Raw genomic sequence first — 19,586 nt, forward strand, 5'->3', positions numbered from 1 at the left:
CCGGCAGTTTCCTGGCCATGTCGATCACCACCGAGGAGTTCGATCCGGTTCCGCCGACGGCGGTGGCGGGGAGTGCAACGGGCTCGGCGAGAAGCTGATCTTCCGGGACCGGGCGGTCGTGCCGGCGTTCTTCGACGGTCTCGACATGGCCGAGCCGGTGCACAGGTTGCGGCCGGACAGCGCCGCCGGCGGTGACGTCGACATGTTCGGGGCGGTCGCGTTGGCGTTCCTCGACGGCCTTGACATGGCCGAGCCGGTGCACGAGTGGCGGCCGGACGGCGCCGCCGACGGTGACGTCGACATGTTCGGGGCGGTCGCGCGCAGACTGTAGGGGTGAGAGCGGTTCTGCTGAAGGGCTCGATGGCCGTACTGCTGGCGGTGTCGCTGCTTTTCGTCCTGGCCTGGTTCCTGCAACGCCGGGTGATCTATTTTCCGGAGCGGGCCGCGCCGCCGCTGCCCGATGCGGTCCGGGAGGCCGTTCTGCGCACCGCCGACGGTCTCGAACTGGCCGCTTGGCTGGTCGCGCCGCCGCCGGGGGCGCCCGATCACCGGATCGCGGTGCTGGTGACGCACGGCAACGGCGGCGACCGGTCGGGGCGGTTGCCGCTGGCCCGGGCGCTGGCCGATCGCGGTCTCACCACGCTGCTGCTGGACTATCGCGGATACGGCGGCAATCCCGGCGAGCCGACCGAGGAGGGCCTGGCCCGCGACGCCGACGCGGCCCGCGCTTACCTGCTGGGGGAGGCCGGTTTCGCCGCCGATCGGCTGATCTATTTCGGCGAGAGCCTGGGTGCCGCGGTCGCCGCCGGGCTGGCCGTGCGGCATCCGCCGGCGGGGCTTCTGCTGCGCTCACCGTTCACCGATCTGGCCGCGGCGGGCCGGTTCCATTACCCCTTTCTGCCGGTACGGGCACTGCTGCGCGACCGCTACCCGGTGTCGGAACCGGTGTCCCGGATCAGCGTGCCCACCACCGTGCTCTACGGCACCGCCGACACCGTGGTCCCACCGGAGCAGAGCGCCGCGGTGGCGGCCGCGGTGGCCCGCCCGGCCCAGGTGATCGTGGTGCCCGGCGCCGGCCACAACGACCGTCTCTGGCTGGATGGCCCCGAGGTGCTGGCCGCCGTCGAAGCCCGGAGACCGCCCCCGCGCTGACCGCCGATTGCCGCCTGAGGCAAAAGCCCGCCGGCAACCTGGAGCTGATCGCCCAGTCTCGATATGTTCGCGAAGAATCGAGGGGGGACACGATGAATCGCAAACGGTGGGTACGGCGCACCGTCACCCTGGTCACGGTGACGGCGGGTGCCACAGCGGTCGCGGTGCTGGCCGCGGCATCACCGGCGTCGGCCGATTCGGGCAGCTGGTTCCACAATCTGATGCACAAGATCCGGGCCCCGCACGACGAATTGCACCGCGGCGGCCTGCTCTGACCGCCCGCCCGTGACGGTCGGCCTGCTGCCCGGCCGGCGGCCGGACAGTGGTCGATTCCCCGCGCGAGTGTCCGCTTCCTGTCCGGGGTGGGCGGCGGCTCGGTGTGAGGTTCGTCGTCCTGGAGTGTCCTGGGTGTGTGGCACGATCGCCGGGTGGCGGAGACCTTTGTGGATGGCCGGGCCGGGATCGACGTCGGGTTGGTGCGTGGCCTGGTGGCTGATCAGTTTCCGCAGTGGGCGGATCTGCCGGTGACGCCGGTCGAGGTGGACGGCTGGGACAACCGGACGTACCGGCTCGGCGACCGGATGACGGTGCGGCTGCCGACCGCCGAGGGCTATGTCGCCGCGGTGGACAAGGAGAGCGCCTGGATTCCGCGGCTGGCCCCGCACTTGCCGGTGCGGGTGCCGCCGATCCTGGGGCGTGGCCGGCCGGGCCGGGGGTACCCGTACCCCTGGTCGGTCCGGGGTTGGCTGCCGGGGGTGACGGCGGGCCGGGCCGGTCTCGCCGACCTGGCGGGTTTCGCGGTGGAGTTGGCCGGATTCTTGCGGGCGTTGTGGTCCTGTGACGCCTCGGGCGGGCCGGCGGCGGGGGAGCACAGCTGGTGGCGGGGGTGTTCGCCGGCCCACTACGACGACGAGGCGCGCCGGTGTCTGGCCGCTGTGCGCGGCGAGTTCGACACGGTGCGTGCCACCGCGGTGTGGGAGGCCGCGCTGGCCGCGGAGTTCAAGGGTGATCCGGTGTGGTTCCACGGTGACATCGCGCCGGGCAACCTGCTGGTGGCGGACGGCCGCCTGACGGCGGTGATCGATTTCGGTACGTCGGGGGTCGGTGATCCGGCCTGTGACCTGGTGATCGCCTGGACGGTGTTCGACGGGGAGAGCCGGCGCGCGTTCGTGGACGCGGTGGCGCAGGACGACGGCATGTGGGCGCGGGCCCGCGGCTGGGCGCTGTGGAAGGCGATGCTGGTGCTGGAGGGCGCGCCGGCCGAGGTGACCGCCGCGGATTGCCGGCGGGTGATCGACGCGGTGCTGCGAGATCCCGCGTGGTGACTTCCGGCGCGGAGCGCCCCGGAAGTCACCACGCGGGGTTCAGCCGTGGATGGGGGCGGTCAGGCCGGTGAGCGGGGCCCCGGAGCCGCCCCAGGACGAGGCGACGATCTCGGCGGCGATGGCGACAGCGGTCTCCTCGGGGGTGCGGGCGCCCAGGTCGAGGCCGATCGGGGCGCGCAGCCGGGCCAGGGCCTCCTCGGGAACTCCGGCCTCGCGCAGCCGGGTCAGCCGGTCCTCGCAGGTGCGGCGGCTGCCCATCGCGCCGATGTAGCGGGCGGGGGTGCGCAGGGCCACCTCCAGCAGCGGGATGTCGAACTTGGGGTCGTGGGTGAGCACGCACAGCACGGTGCGTTCGTCGACGGCGGTCGATTCGAGATAGCGGTGCGGCCACTGGACGACCACCTTGTCGGCCTCCGGGAAGCGGGCCGGGGTGGCGAACACGCCGCGGGCGTCGCAGACGGTCACCTGGTAGCCGAGGAATTTGCCGATCCGGGCGACGGCGGCGGCGAAGTCGATCGCACCGAACACGATCATGCGGGCCGGGGCGGCCCAGGACTGGACGAAGACCTCGCGTTCGCAGGCGGTGACGATGGCGCTGCGGCCGTGGGCGAGCAGGCCGCGCGCCTGCTCGCCGGCGATCCGGTCGAGCTCGTCGTCACCGAGGGTGCCGTCGACGCGGTCCGGCCGGACCACCAGCTGGGTGTCCGGGAGGGAGACGGTGGCGACCGGCCGGCCGGTGGCGATGTCGGCCAGCAGCGCGTCCAGGTCCAGCAGCGCCACGTCCGGCTGGATCATGATCTCGATGGTGCCGCCGCAGGTCAGGCCGACGGAGAGGGCGTCACCGTCGCTGACCCCGTACGTATGCGTCTGTGCTTTCCCGGTCTCCAGGACCTCCTGGGCCGCGGCGTAGACCGCGCCCTCCACACAACCTCCGGAGACGCTGCCCAGCACCTCGCCGTGCTCGCTGACGGCCATCGCGGCGCCCGGTTGCCGGGGCGCCGACCGCCAGGTGTGCACCACCGTGGCCACGGCGAAACGGACACCGGCGGCCCGCCAGGCCAGCAGCCCGTCCACGATCTCACGCATCCCAGCACCTTCCGTGATCTCTGCGGGGGAGTCAACGACGGATTAAGAGAACGCTTAGGTCGCTGTTGACATTGGAGGCTGAGGGCGAAAGGGTCTGCCGCGACTCGCGGGAGGTGCAGGGTGCAGGTGCCGGCTCCGTTCGAATATGAACGTGCCACAAGCGTGGATCACGCCATTGGTCTGCTGGAACGTCTGGGCAGCTCGGCTCGGCTGGTGGCCGGTGGCCACAGCCTGTTGCCGATGATGAAGCTCAGGCTCGCCAATTTCGAATATCTCATCGACATCAACGAACTGCACGGCGAACTGGGGTACATCCGCCTCGGCGACGACGAGGTGCGCATCGGTGCCATGACCCGGCATCGGGAACTGCTGGAATCGGAGATTCTGGCCGACGTGTTCCCGATCTTCCGGGACGCGGAGAAGGTGATCGCCGACCCGATCGTGCGCAACCGTGGCACGCTCGGCGGCTCGCTGTGCCAGGCGGACCCGTCGGAGGACCTGTCGGCGGTGTGCACCACCCTGGACGCCAGCTGCGTCATCCGGGGGACCGGTGGCGAGCGGGTGGTCACGATGGAGGAGTTCCACGTCGGCCCGTACGAGACGGCCGTGCGGGACAACGAGATCCTGACCGAGATCCGGATCCCGCGGAAGGCCTTCAAGGCGGGCAGCGCCTACGCCAAGGTGGAGCGCCGGGCCGGTGACTGGGCCGTGGTGTCCGCCGGCGCCGCGGTGTGGCTGGACGGCGGCCGGATCGTGGACGCCCGGGTGGGCCTGGCCGCGGTCGGCCCGAACACCACCGGGATCCCGGAGATCTCGGCGGCGCTGCGCGGCAACGAGCCGAGCGAGGACCTGTTCCAGCTGGCCGGTGCGATCGCGGCGCGCAGCTGTGACCCGGCGACCGACACCCGGGGCAGCGCCGACTACAAGCGCCACCTGGCGGACGAGCTGACCCGGCGCACCCTGCGTACGGCCGTGGAACGGGCGAGGAGCTGAGCATGCAGGTCACGATGACGGTCAACGGGACCGAGTACACCCGTGAGATCGAGGGCCGCATGCTCCTCGTGCATTTCCTGCGCGACGTGCTGGGCCTGACCGGCACGCACTGGGGCTGCGACACCAGCAACTGCGGCGTGTGTGTGGTGTGGCTGGACGGCGAGCCGGTCAAGTCGTGCACGGTGCTGGCCGCGATGGCCGGGGGCCACGAGGTCCGTACCGTGGAGGGCCTGGCCAACGGCGCCGAGCTGGACCCGATCCAGGAGGGTTTCCGGCAGTGTCACGGCCTGCAGTGCGGGTTCTGCACGCCGGGCATGCTGATGACCTGCCGTGCCCTGCTGGACAAGAACCCGGACCCGACCGAGGGCGAGATCCGTGAGGCCATCTCGGGTCAGATCTGCCGTTGCACCGGGTATTCCTCGATCATCCGCTCGGTGCGCTGGGCCGCTGTTCACGAGGCGTCGTCTAAGGAAGAGGAGGTGGCCCAGGCATGACCGATCTGCAGGACAAGAAGCTCACCGAGTTCGACGACAACGACCAGAAGCCGGTCGGGTTCGGCCGGATGCTGCGCAAGGAGGACGCGCGCCTGCTCCGGGGCCGGGGCCGGTTCGTCGACGACGTGCAGCTGCCGGGCATGCTGCACCTGGCGATCCTGCGGTCGCCGTTCGCGCACGCGAACATCGTCAGCATCGACACCAGTGCGGCCGAGGCGTCGCCGGGTGTGAAGGCGGTCGTCACCGGCGAGACGCTCAAGGGTCTGGGCCTGGCCTGGATGCCGACGCTGTCCAACGACGTGCAGGCCGTGCTGGCCACCGACAAGGTGCGGTTCCAGGGTCAGGAGGTGGCGTTCGTCGTCGCCGAGGACCGGTACAAGGCCCGCGACGCCCTGGAACTGATCGACGTCGAGTACGACGTGCTGGACCCGGTGGTGGACGTCCGCAAGGCGCTCGCCCCGGACGCCCCGGTCATCCGCACCGACCTGGAGGGCAAGGCCGACAACCACGTCTTCGACTGGGAGACCGGTGACGAGGCGGAGTGCGACGCGGTCTTCGCCACCGCCGACGTGATCGTCAAAGAGGACATCGTCTACCCGCGGGTGCACCCGGCGCCGATGGAGACGTGCGGCTCGGTCGCCGACTTCGACCCGGTCGAGGGCAAGCTGAAGCTGTGGTCGACCACCCAGGCCCCGCACGCGCACCGCACCCTGTACGCGATCGTCGCCGGCCTGCCCGAGCACAAGATCCAGGTGATCGCGCCGGACATCGGCGGCGGTTTCGGCAACAAGGTGCCGATCTACCCGGGTTACGTGCTGTCGATCGTCGGCTCCATCGTCACCGGCAAGCCGGTGAAGTGGATGGAGGACCGCTCGGAGAACCTGATCAGCACCGGTTTCGCCCGTGACTACATCATGCAGGCGGAGATCGCGGCCACCCACGACGGCAAGATCCTCGGCATCCGGACCAACGTGCTCGCCGACCACGGCGCGTTCAACGGCACGGCGGCCCCGGTGAAGTACCCGGCCGGTTTCTTCGGCGTGTTCACCGGCAGCTACGACCTGAAGGCCGCGCACTGCAAGATGACAGCGGTCTACACCAACAAGGCGCCGGGCGGGGTGGCGTACGCCTGCTCGTTCCGGATCACCGAGGCGGTGTACCTGATCGAGCGGATCGTCGACGCGCTGGCGTACGAGCTGCAGATGGACCCGGCGGAGCTGCGGCTGAAGAACTTCATCCAGCCCGACCAGTTCCCGTACGAGACCAAGACCGGCTGGGTGTACGACTCGGGCAACTACGAGCCGACGATGCGCCTGGCGATGGACATGGCCGGATACGACGAGCTGCGCAAGGAGCAGGCTCTCAAACGCGCCAAGGGCGAGCTGATGGGCATCGGCATCTCGTTCTTCACCGAGGCGGTCGGCGCCGGCCCGCGCAAGAACATGGACATCCTCGGCCTCGGCATGGCCGACGGCTGTGAGCTGCGGATCCACCCGACCGGCAAGGCCGTGGTCCGGCTCTCGGTGAAGACCCAGGGGCAGGGGCACGAGACCACCTTCGCGCAGATCATCGCCGAGGAGCTGGGCATCCCGCCGGACGACATCGACGTGGTGCACGGCGACACCGACAACACCCCGTTCGGCCTGGGTACGTACGGTTCCCGGTCCACCCCGGTGTCCGGCGCCGCGGCTGCTCTGGTGGCCCGCAAGGTGCGTGACAAGGCCAAGCTGATCGCCTCGGCGATGCTGGAGGTCTCGGTCGCCGACATCGAGTGGACCAAGGGCGCGTACGCGGTCAAGGGCGACCCGGGCAAGTCGGTGACGATCCAGGAGATCGCGTTCAAGGCGCACGGCGCGGGTGACCTGCCGGAGGGTCTGGAGGGCGGTCTGGAGGCGCAGATCTGCTACAACCCGTCGAACCTGACCTACCCGCACGGGGCGTACATCTGCGTCGTCGACATCGACCCGGGCACCGCCGAGGTGAAGGTCCGCCGGTTCATCGCGGTGGACGACTGCGGCACCCGGATCAACCCGATGATCATCGAGGGTCAGGTGCACGGTGGCCTGGCCGACGGGGTCGGCATGGCGCTGATGGAGATGATCTCCTTCGACGAGGACGGCAACTGCCTGGGCGCCTCACTGATGGACTACCTGATCCCGACCGCCCTGGAGGTGCCCGACTGGGAGACCGGCTTCACGGTCACCCCGTCGCCGCACCACCCGATCGGCGCCAAGGGCATCGGCGAGTCGGCGACCGTCGGCTCCCCGCCGGCGATCGTGAACGCGGTCGTCGACGCGCTCAAGCCGTTCGGCATCCGGCACGCCGACATGCCGCTCACCCCGTCCCGGGTCTGGGACGCGATGCGCGGCCAGGCCACGCCGCCGATCTAGCGTTTCCCTCGGCCGGGTGGAGTCCAGGCCCCCCGGACTCCACCCGGCCGTCCTTCGACAGGAGTACGACATGACGACGACGAGCACCGCCGAGCGGGCCCGTGAGCTGACCGCCGCGCGCCGGCCGTTCGTGCACGCCACCGTGGTCCGCGCTCAGGAACCCACCTCGGCGCGGGCCGGCGACGACGCGGTGATCCTGGCCGACGGGTCCATCGAGGGCTTCGTCGGCGGGGTCTGCGCGGAGACGTCGGTGCGGGCCGCGGCCATGGACTCGCTGCGCAACGGCGACTCCATGCTGCTGCGGGTGCTGCCGGAGGACTCCGCGGAGTTCCCGGAGACGCCCGGCGCGCTCGTCGTCGTCAACCCGTGCCACTCCGGTGGGGCGATCGAGATCTTCCTGCGGCCGGTGCTGCCGAAACCGCTGATCGGGGTGTCCGGCACCAGCCCGATCGGTGCGGCCGTCACCGAGCTCGCCGACTTCCTCGACTTCGAGGTGAGCCACGACTACCAGGGCGCGGCAGCTGTCGTGGTGGCCGGTCTGGGCCGCGACGAGGAACGCGCCATCTGGGCCGCCCTGGACGCGCGCGTGCCGTTGATCGCGCTGGTCGCCAGCCACACCCGGTCGGTGATCCTGCTCGACGCGATGGGGCTGTCCGACAGCGAACGCGACCGGATCCGGCCCCATGCCGGTCTCGACATCGGGGCGCGTACCCCCAAGGAAATCGCACTTTCGGTCTTGGCGGAGATCGTCCAGGAGCTGCGCAAGGGCAGCCTGGACGCGCCCGCCGCGACGAGGGCCTCCGCGCATGCCGAGGCCGCCGCGCTCGCCAAGGCCGAACCCGAGTTCGTGGCCGGTCCGACTCTGCCCGTCGGGCCGGCCACGACGCCTATCATCGCGCAGACGGCGATCGACCCGGTATGCGGGATGACCGTCGTGATCGGACCGGACACCCCGCACGGTGTGGTGGACGGTGTGGACTTCTGGTTCTGCTGCCCCGGCTGTCTGAAAAAGCACACTCGTCGATGACGGTGACCGGGGTGGTGCTGGCCGCCGGCGGCTCGCGGCGGCTGGGCCGTCCCAAGCAGTCGCTGCCGTTCCGCGGGCGCACCCTGCTGGACGCCACCCTCGACGTGGCGCGGGCCTGCGGATTCGACGAGCTGCTGGTCACCCTGGGCGGTTCGGCCGCGGAGGTCCGTGCCACGGTCTCCCTTGCTGGTGTACGGGTCATCGAGAACCCGGAGTTCTCCAGTGGGTGTGGGTCCTCGGTGCGTACCACAGTGGGTTTCTTGTCGGATTCTTCGGACACTCTCGTATTGCTCCTCGGGGATCAGCCGCTGGTGCGCCCGGCCGACGTCCGCCGCCTGATCGCCGCCGAGGGGCAGGTCGGCGTCTGCCGCTACACCGACGGCCCCGGCCATCCCTTCCTGTTCCGCCGCCCCGTCTTCGGGGAACTGTCCACCCTGCACGGTGACAAGGCGGTCTGGCGGCTGCTGCACTCCGGGCGGTACCCGGTGACCGAAATTGATTGTGCCGGTACCGTGCCGATCGACGTGGACACCATCGACGACTACGAACGGCTGCTCTCGCTTGAACACTCCTGAAGAGATCGTCCAGCGCCTCGACGCCGTCGACTACCTGGCCGACGACGGCCTCGCCATGGCCGTCTTCCTGGCCCTGCGCCTCGGCAAACCCCTGCTCCTGGAAGGTGAGCCCGGCGTCGGCAAGACCGCCGCCGCCAAAGCGCTCGCCCAGGCTTTGGACACGCCGTTCATCCGGCTCCAGTGCTACGAGGGGCTGACCGCCGGCGAGGCGCTCTACGAGTGGAACTACCAGCGGCAGCTGCTGCACATCCGGCTCGCCGAAGCCCAGGGCGCGCACGTCGACGACGCCTCGCTGTTCACCACCGAATTCCTTCAGGAACGACCCATCCTGCGCGCCGTACGCCACGACGGGCCCACCCCGCCGGTCCTGCTCATCGACGAGATCGACCGGGCCGACGACGAGTTCGAGGCGCTGCTGTTCGAATTCCTCGGCGAGGCGTCGGTGACCATCCCCGAACTCGGCACCTTCGCCGCCACCCGCCCACCCGTCGTCGTCCTCACCTCCAACCGCAGCCGCGACCTGCACGACGCGCTCCGGCGGCGCTGCCTCTACCACTGGATCGAATTCCCCACCCCGGCACAGGCCGCCGCGATCGTCCGGCGCGCGGTCCCGGCCGCGACCGCGCCGCTGATCCGCAGCGCCACCGAATTCATCGGTACGGTCCGCGGCCTCGACCTGGACAAGGCGCCCGGACTAGCCGAGAGCATCGACTGGGTGTCCGCGCTGGCCGCCCTCGGCGTCACCGAACTCACCTCCGGCGACGTGCTGCGCACCCTCGGCACCATCGCCAAGACGCCCGACGACCGGGCCCTCATCGCAGAAACCCCAGTAACCACCCCTCGTGCTCGGAGCGACCAATGAAGATCACCAACGAATTCACCGTGCAGATCCCGATCGATCAGGCCTGGAAGGTCTTCACCGACCTGGAGGGCATCGCCCCCTGCATGCCCGGCGCCCAGCTCACCGGGGTCGAGGGCGAGGTCTACAAGGGCAAGGTGAAGATCAAGGTCGGGCCGGTGATCTCCGACTTCTCCGGTACCGCCCAGTTCACCGCCAAGGACGACGCCGCCTACCGGGCCGTGATCGACGCCAAGGGCCGTGACGCCCGCGCCGGCGGCAACGCCTCCGCCACCGTGACCGCCTTCCTGACCGCCGTCGACGCGACCACCACCAAGGTCAACGTGGACACCGACCTGAAGATCAGCGGCAAGCTGGCCCAGTTCGGCAGCGGCATGATCAAGGAGGTGTCGTCGAAGCTGATCGCCCAGTTCCTCACCAACCTGGAGAAGAAGCTGGCCGCCGACGCCGCCGTCCCGGCCCCCGCGGCCACTCCGGCTCCCACCTCCACCTCCACCCCCGGCTCCACCTCCACCGACGCTGCCCCCGCTGCCTCTGCCCCGGCGCCGTCGGTGGCGGCGCCGGCCGCCGCGGGTGCTGCTTCGGCCGCCGCGGTGGACACCGTGCCCAGCACCGCTGTCGCGGTGGGGTCCACGGCCGCTGACGGTTCCACCGCTACCGACAAGTCGGATTCGACGGTCGTTCCGGATCCGTCCGCCGGGGTGGTCACGCCGGACGCTGGCCGGACCGCCGTCGCGGAGGGCACGCCGGACCCGGTGGCGCCGTTGCGCACGCCGGACGCCGACCTCACCGCCGCCCCCGACCTCGCCGCGACCCCGGACGCCACTCCCGCCGACGCCGCCCCCGCCGCCGCGACCTCGGAGGCCGCGCCGGCCACCACGCCGGTCGTGGCGACCTCCGGGACGTCCGCCGCGCCCGCCGCCGCTCCGGTGACCAAGCCGGCCGCCACCGCCACCGCCGAGCGCACCATCGAGAGCGAGGAGCCGGAGCCGCTCGACCTGCTCGAGGTCGCCGGCGGGTCGATCTACAAGCGGCTCATCCCGGTCGCGGTCGGCACGGTCCTGGTCGTCGGCGCCGTCATCGTCTGGTTCGTTGCCCGGGGCTGACGCCGTCCCGGTGCTGCTGCGAGGCATCGACCGGGCCGCGTTCGCCGTCGCGTTCGCGGCCCGGTTGCGCCGGGCCGGGCTACCCACCGGGATCACCGAGACCGGCGACCTGGTCAGCGCACTGGAGGCCAGCCCGCCCACCTCCCGGACCGCCCTCTACTGGACGGCCCGGATCGCCCTCGTGCGCCGCCACGCCGACCTGGCGATCTTCGAGCGGGTGTTCGCGACGGTGTTCGACGACAGCCCGCCGCTGCCGTTGAGCCGGTCCGCTGTGCCGCCGAAGCCCCGCGACGACAGCGTGCACGTCGCCGTCCCGGGAACCGGCGACGAGTCCACCGCCCCCGGACAGGGCCTGCCCTGGGCCACCCTGCCGTCCGTGGTGGGTGCCGAGGACGACGCCGACGACACCGGTGTGGACCTGCCCGAACTGCGTCCCAGCGCGCTCGCCGCCCTGGCCGGGCAACCGTTCGAGGACCTGGACGAGGCGCAGACCGCGGCACTCGGCGAGGCCCTGCGCGAGGCTCTCACCCACTGGCCGCGCCGCCGGGGCCGCCGGCATCGGCCCGACCCCACCGGCCGCCGGGTGGCGTTGCGGCCGACGGTGGCGCGCGCCCGGCGTACCGGCTGGGAGGCGATCACGGTGATCCGGGAACGCCCGGTGCCCCGCCCGCGCCGGGTGGTGATGCTCTGCGACGTGAGCGAGTCGATGCGCGCGCAGGCGGCGGCCTACCTGCAGCTGATGCGGGCGTTCACCACGGTCGCCGACGCCGAGGTGTTCGCTTTCGCCACCCGGCTGACCCGGCTGACCGTCCCGCTGCGGCACACCTCCCCGCGCGAGGCGATCGACCAGGCCGGCGCCGCCGTCGACGACCGTTTCGGCGGCACCCGCATCGCCGCGAACATCACCGCCCTGCTCGACTCCCACCACGGCAACTCGGTCCGCGGCGGCGTCGTGATCATCGCCTCGGACGGCTGGGACAGCGACCCTCCCGACCGGATGGCCGCCGCGATGGCCCGCCTGCGCCGCCGCGCCTACCGGATCCTGTGGCTGAATCCGCGTGCCGGCGCCTCCGGCTTCGCCCCGAAGGTGGGCGCGATGGCCGCCGCCCTCCCGTTCTGCGACGCCCTGCTGCCCGCGGCGACCTTCGCCGATCTAACCGCGGCTGCCACCCACTTACGGGAGTCGGCCTAGAGCCGTCCGCACTGCGGGCGAAGGGGAAGCGCCTCGGGTGAGGGGGAGGCGCCTCGGGTGAGGGGGAAGCGCGCCGCCGACCACCGTCGTCACGGGGTCGTGTCGTATTCGACGCGGAAGACCGGGTAGTGGTCGGCGATGGTGGCGAATTCGGACAGTGGGGCGTGCCGGTCGACCGGGATGTGCGGGCGGCCGCCGGGGATCTGCCGCAGGAAGCGCTTCAGGATGACCGGGCGCTCGGTCACCGGCAGTTCGACCAGCCGGCAGGGGCGGGCGCGACCGTGCCGGATGGCGGCCCGCCCGTCGGCGGCCCGGACGTTGCGGACCCAGTTGCAGTCGCCGCCGAGCATCGGGACCAGATACCACTCGCCCTGCCAGTCGGCCATGCCGAGCGGGAAGCGGGTGATGCGCCCGGTGCGGCGGCCGGGCACCTCCAGGGTGATCCAGCGGCGGGTGGAGAGCCCGGCGCCGTAGACGGCCGCCCAGAAGCGGGCGTAGCGGCGGGCGGTGGTGTTGCCGCGGCCGCCCCGGTACATCGCGCGAAGTCGGGAGGAGAACATGTCCCCATCGTGAGACTTGAGACTCCATGTCTCAAGTGCCAAGCGGACTAATCTGGGGCGCGATGGAGCACAGACCAGAACCCCGGATCACCAGACGCAGCCGGCGGCTCACCGACGCCGAGACCCGCGAGCGGATGCTCCGGACCGCGATCGACATGATCAGCCGGGACGGCCTGACCGTGAGCCTCGACCACATCAGCTTCGAGGCGGTGATCCGCGCCGCCGACGTCTCGCGCAGTACCGCGTACCGGCACTGGCAGTTCAAGGAACAGTTCATCGGGGACGTGGTCACCGAGCTGGCCCGCGGCGCCGTCCCGCCGGTCCTGCACGCCGAGATCGGGCTGATCCGGCAGATCGTCGACGAGCACGCCGACTGGCTGGCCACCGCGGAGACCCGGCACGCCCTGGTCGTCGAGCTGATCCGCCGGCTGACCCGGCACGACCTGCGGGCGGTGCTGGCGTCACCGGCGTGGCGCACCTACCACGCGCTCTGCGCCACGACCAACGGCCTGGAGGGCGACCTGGGTGACCGGGTGCGTGCCGCGCTGGCCGAGTCGGAGCAGGCGCGGATCACCCGGGTCGCGACGGCCTGGCGGACCCTGGCCGAGACGTTCGGATACCGGCTGCGGCCGGAGCTGAACGCCGGGTTCGAGACACTCGCCGCGATCCTCGGCGTCACCATGCACGGCCTGGTCGTCACCGAGACGGCCGCTCCGCAGATCGCCGGCCGGGAGACGGTGGCCGCGCCGTTCGGGGCGCACGCCGAGGAGCGCTGGTCACTGGCCGCGCTCGGGTTCGCGGCCACCGCGATGACCTTCCTGGAGCCCGATCCGGACGCCCACTGGGACGAGGCCGTACTGCGGAACACACTTGATACGTGGGCGGTCAACTCCACAGCGTGACGTGTATGGACGGCTTGAAACGGGCCACGTTCACGCCCGTACCCCGCATCATGGCCTGGATCGCCCGCGGTGTGGAGGCGAACCGGGCCAGCTCGGCCGACGCCGACAGTTTCCCGTCGTCGAGCGTCATCGAGTGCCACACCTCCTCCAGGCCGGTGTGCGGCCCGCAGAACGGCACCAGATGTCCTTTGCGGATCTCCGGCGCCACCGTGAACGCCAGCGCCGCCGCCACCCCACGCCCCCGCTTGGCCTCCTCCACCGCGGCCGCGTGACTCTGGAAGATCTGCTGCCGGTCGTCCGGCACCCCGAGCCGCCGCAGCAGGGTCGGGATGGCGCCCCGGTCGGCCGCCGCGGACGGGCCCAGCAGCCACGTCTGGTCGCGCAACTGGCGGGGCGTCGGCTGGGCTCCGGCCAGCGGATGATCCGGCCCGGCCACCGTGACGATCTTGTAGTACATCACCGGACGGCACTGCACCGACGGGATCGGCTGCGCCGGGGGCGGTCCGATCGCGATGTCGATGCTCCGCTCCAGGAGAGCCTCCGCGAAGGACCCCGGATTGCGTACGCTCAACTCGACGTCCAGATCGGCCGCCCGGTTCGCGAACAGCTCGATCAGCCCGGGCGCCGCGTGCTCGGCGAACAGCGACGACGCGCCCACCCGCAGCAGCCGCCGGCCCTGCCCGGCCGCGCTCACCTCCAGCACCGTGATGTCCTGCAGACCCAGCAGCTCGGTCGCCCGGCTGGCCAGCCGCAGCCCGCCGGGTGTGAACGACAGCCCGCTCGCGGTCCGGGAGAACAGCTGATCGCCCAGCTCCTTGCGCAGCTGTCCGATGTGCAGCGACACCGCCGACTCGGAGACCTCCAGCTGAGCGGCCGCCTGCTTGACCGAGCCACACCGGACCACCGCGGAATAGGCGCGCAACTGAGTCGGGGTCACAGTGTCGTCCATCCCCCTACGGAGTGGTTGAGAAGTCGCACCCGAAATGTATCGCGATCGCTCTCCGGCGAACTCCCCGCGTCGCACATGGTGATCACACCGGCGATCTCACCGATACCAGCTCGGTGATCGGCACCTAGGCTGTCGACCGTCGATACCGGACGGGAGGGGATCGTGACATGCCGACCTTCGAGGCCGACGACGGTGTGGAGATCTACTGGGAGCAGTGGGACGGCGACGGGCGGCGGCCACCCGTGCTGCTGCACCACGGATTCATCGCCGACGGCCGCGCCAACTGGGTGCTGCCGGGCGTCGTCGACGCGCTGACCGCCATCGGCCGCCGGGTGGTCGCCGTCGACGCCCGCGGGCACGGCCGGTCCGGCAAACCGCACGACCCGGCGTGCTACGGCGAGACCCGGATGGCCCGCGACGTCACCACGCTGCTCGACCTGATCGGCGCCACCACCGCCGACGTGGCCGGATATTCGATGGGCGCCATCGTCGCGCTGATCCTGGCCACCCGGGACCGGCGGGTGCGCCGGCTGGCGGTCGGCGGGGTCGGCGCCGCCGTCGTCGAACTCGGCGGGGTGGACACCCGGGTGGTCGCGTCCGCCGACTTCCGGGAGGCCCTCACCGCCGACGATCCGGCCACCATCGTCTCCCGGGCGGCCGCCGGGTTCCGCGCGTACGCCGACGCGGCCGGCGCCGACCGGGCCGCGCTCGCCGCTCAGGCCGCCGCGCTGCACGCCGAACCGATTCCGCTGCACACCATCACCGCGCCCACCCTGGTCCTGGCCGGCCGGGACGACGGCCTGGCCACCCGGCCGGAGGTGCTGGCCACGGCGATCCCGGACGCCCGGCTGGCCGTCGTCGACGGCGATCATCTGGGTACGGTCCGGGCTCCCGCCTTCACCCGGGAACTGCTGGCCTTCCTGAACACCGGCGGCTAGCCCGGCTCGGGTGCCGAGTGGCGGCTCGGCACCCGAACCTACCCGCGGGCCAGTGACTCCGCGGCGATCTCCAGCAGCGCCTCGACCGGGTCGCCGGCCGGCGGGGGCAGGGGAGTGGGATCCTCGCAGCGGTCCAGCAGCAACTCGACCAGGGCGGCCCGGTGCACGATCTCGGCCGGGTCCAGCGCGCCCGGCAGGATCCGGATCTCCACGGTGTCCCGGATCGGGGAGTCGGTCAGCACCTGGGTCAGGTTGACGTCGAAGAACTTGGTCAGCCCGCCCGCCTCGGCCGCCCGGCGCAGCTCCGCCGTGGTCGGCGCGCCCTGAACCGCGGTGACCAGCGGCTCCGGCAGCGGGGCCAGGCGGCGGCAGGCCGGATTGGTGGCCAGCAGGGCCCGCAGCGGCTCACGGTAGTGGGCGAACAACCGCACCACATTGGCCAGCGCGGCCGGCTCCCGGAACGACCCGCCGTCCACGTGCAGGTGCACGGCGGCCTCGGTGGGCACCGTGAAACCCAGCTCACCGGCCGGGCCGAGCAGTTCGGCGAGAGCCTCGTGGTGGTCGCCGGACAGTGGTGGGGTGACGATCTCGCAGGGCCGTTCCCGCTCCCCGCCGACCGGTGCGGCCAGAGCGATGGTGGCGCCCGCCGCGTCATCGAGCCGCCGGACCGGGCCGTGCCGCGACGGCGTGGTGTCCCACAGGCGGGCGACCGGATCCAGGACGTCGTCCAGCCGTCCGGCCGGATCGCTGTGCGCGGCGATCAACCGCAGCAGCCGGCCGTCGTCGGTGAGGATCCGGAACCAGCCGGGGATCGCCGGGGCGGTCCGGTCCAGCCCGTCCATCAGCGTCACGTCGTCGACCAGGGTGCAGAGCGGGGTGCCGTCCCGGCGGAGCACCTCGAAACCCTGGGTGAGGTGCAGGAACCGGCCCAGCCCGGGGACCAGGGACGGCTCGCTGTCGTGGTGCCAGACCGGCCGGACGCTGCCCCCACAGCGTCCGGCCAGGTCCTCGGCCAGGGTGCGCCGGCTGACCCCGGGCGGGGCCATCAGCTCGATCTCGAAGCCGATCCGCCGGCGCAACGCGGTCACGGCTTGATCGGCAGTTTCTTGCCGTCGAGCAGCCGCACGCCACCCTCGACCTTGGCGTCGTAGGGGCTGTCGAGCTTCCAGATCCCGGCCAGCTCGACGGCGTCCTCGTAGTCGTATCCGGCCTCGAAGAACTTGTCCAGCCCGCGGCTCTTCTTGCCCTCCGCGGCCTGCTCCTTCGACACCTTGACCGGCAGTTCCTCACCGGCGAGCAGGCGCTTGCCGGCCTCGTACTTGGCCTCGCCCGGATCGGCGAGGTTCCAGATCTCGGCCAGCTTCTCGGCCTCCTCCCAGCCGTACCCGGCGTAGAAGTACTCGGAGATCTGCTTCTGCGCCTCCGGGTCGACCGGCTCCGCCTCGCCGCCGCTGTCGCTGTTCGGCACCGGCTGCACCGGCAGGGTCTCCCCGGCCAGCAGCTTGTGCCCGGCGATCCCCTTGATCTGGCCGACCTGCCGGGAGTCGAGCTTCCACAGGTCCGCCAGTTCGACGGCGTTGTCGTAGCCGAAGCCCGCCTCGAAGAAGGCGTCGATGCCCGCCGAGATCTGCGCCTCGGTGAGCACGGTGTCCGGCGGGATGGTGGCCCGTGCGCCCGGGGTCGCGGCGGGCGCGGCCGCCTCGAACGCCGGAGCGGTGGCCGGGGCCACCGGGCCGCCCGGCAGGATCGCCGGGAGCTGGGTGACGCCCGCGATCAGGCCGGCGCTGAGCGCCACCCCGCCCGCGGCCTGGGCGCCACGACGGCGCCAGGTGTGCTTCCGGGCCAGCTCCTCGACGCGGGCGTAGACCGCAGCGGGATCCGGCGTGTCGTTCTCGTATTTGGTGAAGGCTTCGCGCAGCCGGTCCTGGTGCTCGGTCACGACCTCTCCTGTGCATGGACTCGTAGCTCCGACTCGTGATTGAGCCGGAGGGTCTTCAGTGCCCTCGACGCGTGACTGCGCACCGTGGCGGTGGCGCACCCGAGCAGGTCGGCGATCTGTTCGTCGTCGAGCTGCTCGTAGTACCGCAACACCAGCACGGCCCGCTGTTTGCGCCCGAGAGTCGCCAGGCGATGCCACAGGGCGTCGGCCTCGACCACACCGTCGGCGTGGTCGCGGCTGCCGCCCCGGGCGTCGTCCAGCTCGATCAGCCGTTCTCCGGCTGCGTGCACGTGCCGGACCGCCCAGCTGCGCCGCCACGACAGGTACTCGTTGAGCACCATGCGGCGGACGTACGCCTCCGGGGAATCAGCGTCGCTGATCCGTTTCCACCGGACCTGGGCACGGGCCAGCACCTCCTGGACCACGTCCTGCGCCAGCTCCCGGTCACCGGTGAGAACCACCGCGTAACGCAGCAGGCTGGGCAGGCGGGCCAACGCGAATTGCTCGAAGGTCACAACCTCATCGACGCATCCCGAGCCGGAGTTGTGCACTCGATTCACGGAAAATTTCCGGAGCCGGTTCCACCAGGCCCGGCTCCGGAACATCTCAGCCGGGGTAGGTGAGCGCGTTGCGGTCGGTGACGGTCAGCCAGCCCTTGTCGGCCATGGTGTCCAGGATCTGCTCCCAGCCGGCCCGCGGGCTCGGGGCGTCCGGGTGCAGGAGGGCCGCGAGCACGGCCGCCTCGGCGACGGTGAGCTGGGCGGCCGGCTTCTGGAAACGGGCCTGGGCGGCGGTGGCCAGGCCGATCGCGCCGCCGAAGTCGGCCCGGTTCAGGTAGCGGTCCAGGATCTCGGTCTTGGCGTACGTGCTCTCGGCTTTACGGGCCATCACCCAGATGCGGGGGCCGCTCTGCTCGCCGGTGTCCGCCTCGATCGCCACGTACCGCCGGGTGAGCAGTGAGTCGTTGGACTCGTAGAAGTCCGGGTCGACGGCTGCGACGAAGGCGTCGGAAACCGGCCTCGGCAGGTCCGCGACCACGACGGCCGGGTGGCTGACGGTGCTCTCCACCAGCGCCACGCTGTCGTAATAGGTGGTGGCCGCGATCGCTGCACCGGCCCCGAGGATCACGACGGCCGCGACACCCAGGACGATCCGGCGACCGCGGCGGGCTGGGGCGGCTTGTTCGGTGATGGTCATCGGCACACCGTAGGTGGCAGGCGCCCGCGCCGGTAGCGGGCCGGGTGTGAAGACGGGGCGGAACAGGTTCGGCGGGACCTTCATGTCGGGTGCCGGGATGCCGATACAAAGGCCAGTCCGAACTGCCTGAACGGCGTGTCACAGAGGTGAATGATGATCAACGGTGCAGCTGGTTTGATGTCCGTCCCCGGGCTGGAGGGAGGGACGGCCGCGACCGAGTTGCCGGAGATCGGTGCGGCGGTCTTCCTCGTACTGGGGGACGGTGTCAATCTTCGCTCTCGGCTCGAGGCCGTCGACGGGAACACGCTCACCGTCGCGGCGCCGCTGGAGACCACCGACGTGTCGGTGTTCGAGCCGGGGCGGGAGTTCGAGGTGTTCTGGGCGCCGCCGCGGACCCGGGTGATCCTGCCGGTGCGGCTGGTCGCGGTGTCCGGCAGCGCCCCGATGCGGTGGACGCTGGTGCCGGTCGGTGCGGCCCGGCACGACAACCGCCGGGAGTACGTCCGGGGCGGCGCCGGCGCGGTGGTCCGCCTGGAGGCCGAGGTGGAGGGGCAGCCCGCCGAAGGGGTGCTGCTCGACATCAGTGAGGGCGGGTTGCGCTGCTGGATCGACGAGGTGACCTCGTTGCGGCAGGGTGACCGGGTGGAGGCCACGGTGTGGCTGGGTACCGCGGAGGCGAAGCTGAGCGGGATCGTCCTGGATGTGCGGGAGGCGCCGCACGGGGATCCGGGGCAGCACCTGATCCTGACGTTCGGTACCGGGGAGGAGATGGCGCAGGTCATCCGGCAGTACATCCTGGCCTGGGAGATCGGCGAACGCCGCCGCACCCGCCGGGCCGGCTGAGCCGCGCGCACATCCCTGGGGAGCGTTCCGGTGCGAATCGCACCGGAACGCTCCACACG

Annotated in this window: 22 protein-coding genes; 15 read left to right on the top strand and 7 right to left on the bottom strand. The window is 71.6% G+C overall.

The features are described from left to right. Positions 1-118: 118 nt before the first annotated feature. The 4 genes from ACQ0O7_RS15215 (at position 119) to ACQ0O7_RS15230 (ending at position 2,477) form a co-directional block, all read left to right on the top strand. Entirely contained in the window at positions 119-331 is a 213-nt protein-coding gene (locus ACQ0O7_RS15215) for a hypothetical protein (protein ID WP_430782693.1), read from the top strand. A 2-nt stretch (positions 332-333) separates the two neighbouring features. After that, positions 334-1,152 (top strand): alpha/beta hydrolase, encoded by an 819-nt coding sequence (locus ACQ0O7_RS15220; protein WP_430782694.1) that lies wholly within the window; start codon positions 334-336, stop codon positions 1,150-1,152. A 92-nt stretch (positions 1,153-1,244) separates the two neighbouring features. After that, the gene (locus ACQ0O7_RS15225; RefSeq protein WP_430782695.1) at positions 1,245-1,427 is read left to right on the top strand and encodes a hypothetical protein; all 183 of its coding nucleotides are present in this window, start codon (positions 1,245-1,247) and stop codon (positions 1,425-1,427) included. Between the two features lie 153 nt (positions 1,428-1,580). Continuing rightward, complete coding sequence (locus ACQ0O7_RS15230; protein ID WP_430782696.1) at positions 1,581-2,477, top strand: aminoglycoside phosphotransferase family protein; 897 nt, start codon at positions 1,581-1,583, stop codon at positions 2,475-2,477. A gap of 39 nt (positions 2,478-2,516) precedes the next feature. Here the strand turns inward: ACQ0O7_RS15230 and ACQ0O7_RS15235 are convergent, their stop codons facing one another. Further along, a complete protein-coding gene (locus tag ACQ0O7_RS15235) occupies positions 2,517-3,563 on the bottom strand; it encodes an XdhC family protein (protein ID WP_430782697.1) in 1,047 nt (348 codons plus the stop codon). Between the two features lie 126 nt (positions 3,564-3,689). On the opposite strand from ACQ0O7_RS15235, the gene ACQ0O7_RS15240 reads away from it, so the two are divergent. The 8 genes from ACQ0O7_RS15240 (at position 3,690) to ACQ0O7_RS15275 (ending at position 12,199) form a co-directional block, all read left to right on the top strand. Then, positions 3,690-4,556, top strand: a complete 867-nt coding sequence (locus ACQ0O7_RS15240; RefSeq protein ID WP_430782698.1) for an FAD binding domain-containing protein — start codon at positions 3,690-3,692, stop codon at positions 4,554-4,556. A gap of 2 nt (positions 4,557-4,558) precedes the next feature. Beyond that, entirely contained in the window at positions 4,559-5,050 is a 492-nt protein-coding gene (locus ACQ0O7_RS15245) for a (2Fe-2S)-binding protein (RefSeq protein ID WP_430782699.1), read from the top strand. Beyond that, the gene (locus ACQ0O7_RS15250; protein ID WP_430782700.1) at positions 5,047-7,440 is read left to right on the top strand and encodes an aerobic carbon-monoxide dehydrogenase large subunit; all 2,394 of its coding nucleotides are present in this window, start codon (positions 5,047-5,049) and stop codon (positions 7,438-7,440) included. The genes ACQ0O7_RS15245 and ACQ0O7_RS15250 overlap by 4 nt, the downstream gene beginning before the upstream one ends. Before the next feature lie 70 nt (positions 7,441-7,510). After that, the gene (locus ACQ0O7_RS15255) at positions 7,511-8,467 is read left to right on the top strand and encodes an XdhC family protein (protein ID WP_430782701.1); all 957 of its coding nucleotides are present in this window, start codon (positions 7,511-7,513) and stop codon (positions 8,465-8,467) included. Next, entirely contained in the window at positions 8,464-9,042 is a 579-nt protein-coding gene (locus tag ACQ0O7_RS15260; protein WP_430782702.1) for a nucleotidyltransferase family protein, read from the top strand. The genes ACQ0O7_RS15255 and ACQ0O7_RS15260 overlap by 4 nt, the downstream gene beginning before the upstream one ends. Next, on the top strand, positions 9,029-9,904 hold the full coding sequence (locus ACQ0O7_RS15265; RefSeq protein WP_430782703.1) for an AAA family ATPase: 876 nt from the start codon (positions 9,029-9,031) through the stop codon (positions 9,902-9,904). The genes ACQ0O7_RS15260 and ACQ0O7_RS15265 overlap by 14 nt, the downstream gene beginning before the upstream one ends. Then, on the top strand, positions 9,901-11,007 hold the full coding sequence (locus tag ACQ0O7_RS15270) for an SRPBCC family protein (RefSeq protein WP_430782704.1): 1,107 nt from the start codon (positions 9,901-9,903) through the stop codon (positions 11,005-11,007). Before ACQ0O7_RS15265 ends, ACQ0O7_RS15270 begins: the two co-directional genes overlap by 4 nt. Continuing rightward, positions 10,994-12,199, top strand: coding sequence for a vWA domain-containing protein (locus ACQ0O7_RS15275; RefSeq protein ID WP_430782705.1), 1,206 nt, complete (start codon positions 10,994-10,996; stop codon positions 12,197-12,199). Before ACQ0O7_RS15270 ends, ACQ0O7_RS15275 begins: the two co-directional genes overlap by 14 nt. Positions 12,200-12,288: 89 nt before the next feature. Here ACQ0O7_RS15275 and ACQ0O7_RS15280 read toward each other — a convergent pair whose 3' ends face one another. Next, positions 12,289-12,759, bottom strand: coding sequence for a nitroreductase/quinone reductase family protein (locus tag ACQ0O7_RS15280; RefSeq protein ID WP_430782706.1), 471 nt, complete (start codon positions 12,757-12,759; stop codon positions 12,289-12,291). Positions 12,760-12,821: 62 nt separating this feature from the next. Between ACQ0O7_RS15280 and ACQ0O7_RS15285 the strand changes: the two genes are divergently transcribed. Next, positions 12,822-13,661, top strand: a complete 840-nt coding sequence (locus ACQ0O7_RS15285) for a TetR/AcrR family transcriptional regulator (protein ID WP_430782707.1) — start codon at positions 12,822-12,824, stop codon at positions 13,659-13,661. Here ACQ0O7_RS15285 and ACQ0O7_RS15290 read toward each other — a convergent pair. Continuing rightward, complete coding sequence (locus ACQ0O7_RS15290) at positions 13,645-14,610, bottom strand: LysR family transcriptional regulator (RefSeq protein WP_430782708.1); 966 nt, start codon at positions 14,608-14,610, stop codon at positions 13,645-13,647. The two genes, ACQ0O7_RS15285 and ACQ0O7_RS15290, sit on opposite strands and share 17 nt — an antisense overlap. A 167-nt stretch (positions 14,611-14,777) precedes the next feature. Between ACQ0O7_RS15290 and ACQ0O7_RS15295 the strand changes: the two genes are divergently transcribed. Continuing rightward, positions 14,778-15,548, top strand: coding sequence for an alpha/beta fold hydrolase (locus tag ACQ0O7_RS15295; RefSeq protein WP_430782709.1), 771 nt, complete (start codon positions 14,778-14,780; stop codon positions 15,546-15,548). Between the two features lie 38 nt (positions 15,549-15,586). Here the strand turns inward: ACQ0O7_RS15295 and ACQ0O7_RS15300 are convergent, their stop codons facing one another. The 4 genes from ACQ0O7_RS15300 to ACQ0O7_RS15315 all read right to left on the bottom strand — a co-directional run bounded on the left by ACQ0O7_RS15300 (position 15,587) and on the right by ACQ0O7_RS15315 (position 18,684). Next, positions 15,587-16,636, bottom strand: a complete 1,050-nt coding sequence (locus ACQ0O7_RS15300; RefSeq protein WP_430782710.1) for an amidoligase family protein — start codon at positions 16,634-16,636, stop codon at positions 15,587-15,589. Beyond that, the gene (locus ACQ0O7_RS15305) at positions 16,633-17,487 is read right to left on the bottom strand and encodes a hypothetical protein (RefSeq protein WP_430782711.1); all 855 of its coding nucleotides are present in this window, start codon (positions 17,485-17,487) and stop codon (positions 16,633-16,635) included. Before ACQ0O7_RS15305 ends, ACQ0O7_RS15300 begins: the two co-directional genes overlap by 4 nt. Continuing rightward, entirely contained in the window at positions 17,484-18,002 is a 519-nt protein-coding gene (locus ACQ0O7_RS15310) for a SigE family RNA polymerase sigma factor (protein ID WP_430782712.1), read from the bottom strand. The genes ACQ0O7_RS15305 and ACQ0O7_RS15310 overlap by 4 nt, the downstream gene beginning before the upstream one ends. Positions 18,003-18,093: 91 nt before the next feature. Further along, positions 18,094-18,684, bottom strand: coding sequence for a transglycosylase domain-containing protein (locus tag ACQ0O7_RS15315; RefSeq protein WP_430782713.1), 591 nt, complete (start codon positions 18,682-18,684; stop codon positions 18,094-18,096). A 177-nt stretch (positions 18,685-18,861) separates the two neighbouring features. Here ACQ0O7_RS15315 and ACQ0O7_RS15320 point away from each other — a divergent pair, with 177 nt between their 5' ends. Continuing rightward, a complete protein-coding gene (locus tag ACQ0O7_RS15320; RefSeq protein ID WP_430782714.1) occupies positions 18,862-19,527 on the top strand; it encodes a PilZ domain-containing protein in 666 nt (221 codons plus the stop codon). Positions 19,528-19,586: the final 59 nt, after the last annotated feature.

The sequence above is a fragment of the Actinoplanes sp. G11-F43 genome, assembly GCF_050589265.1.
GTDB lineage: Bacteria > Actinomycetota > Actinomycetes > Mycobacteriales > Micromonosporaceae > Actinoplanes.

Bases quoted from the DNA above. Each gene is read 5' to 3' on its own strand.
- ACQ0O7_RS15225 (WP_430782695.1), top strand. From the start codon at position 1,245: ATGAATCGCAAACGGTGGGTACGGCGCACCGTCACCCTGGTCACGGTG.
- ACQ0O7_RS15235 (WP_430782697.1), bottom strand. From the start codon at position 3,563: ATGCGTGAGATCGTGGACGGGCTGCTGGCCTGGCGGGCCGCCGGTGTC.
- ACQ0O7_RS15245 (WP_430782699.1), top strand. From the start codon at position 4,559: ATGCAGGTCACGATGACGGTCAACGGGACCGAGTACACCCGTGAGATC.
- ACQ0O7_RS15250 (WP_430782700.1), top strand. From the start codon at position 5,047: ATGACCGATCTGCAGGACAAGAAGCTCACCGAGTTCGACGACAACGAC.
- ACQ0O7_RS15255 (WP_430782701.1), top strand. From the start codon at position 7,511: ATGACGACGACGAGCACCGCCGAGCGGGCCCGTGAGCTGACCGCCGCG.
- ACQ0O7_RS15260 (WP_430782702.1), top strand. From the start codon at position 8,464: ATGACGGTGACCGGGGTGGTGCTGGCCGCCGGCGGCTCGCGGCGGCTG.
- ACQ0O7_RS15270 (WP_430782704.1), top strand. From the start codon at position 9,901: ATGAAGATCACCAACGAATTCACCGTGCAGATCCCGATCGATCAGGCC.
- ACQ0O7_RS15280 (WP_430782706.1), bottom strand. From the start codon at position 12,759: ATGTTCTCCTCCCGACTTCGCGCGATGTACCGGGGCGGCCGCGGCAAC.
- ACQ0O7_RS15285 (WP_430782707.1), top strand. From the start codon at position 12,822: ATGGAGCACAGACCAGAACCCCGGATCACCAGACGCAGCCGGCGGCTC.
- ACQ0O7_RS15290 (WP_430782708.1), bottom strand. From the start codon at position 14,610: ATGGACGACACTGTGACCCCGACTCAGTTGCGCGCCTATTCCGCGGTG.
- ACQ0O7_RS15295 (WP_430782709.1), top strand. From the start codon at position 14,778: ATGCCGACCTTCGAGGCCGACGACGGTGTGGAGATCTACTGGGAGCAG.
- ACQ0O7_RS15315 (WP_430782713.1), bottom strand. From the start codon at position 18,684: ATGACCATCACCGAACAAGCCGCCCCAGCCCGCCGCGGTCGCCGGATC.
- ACQ0O7_RS15320 (WP_430782714.1), top strand. From the start codon at position 18,862: ATGTCCGTCCCCGGGCTGGAGGGAGGGACGGCCGCGACCGAGTTGCCG.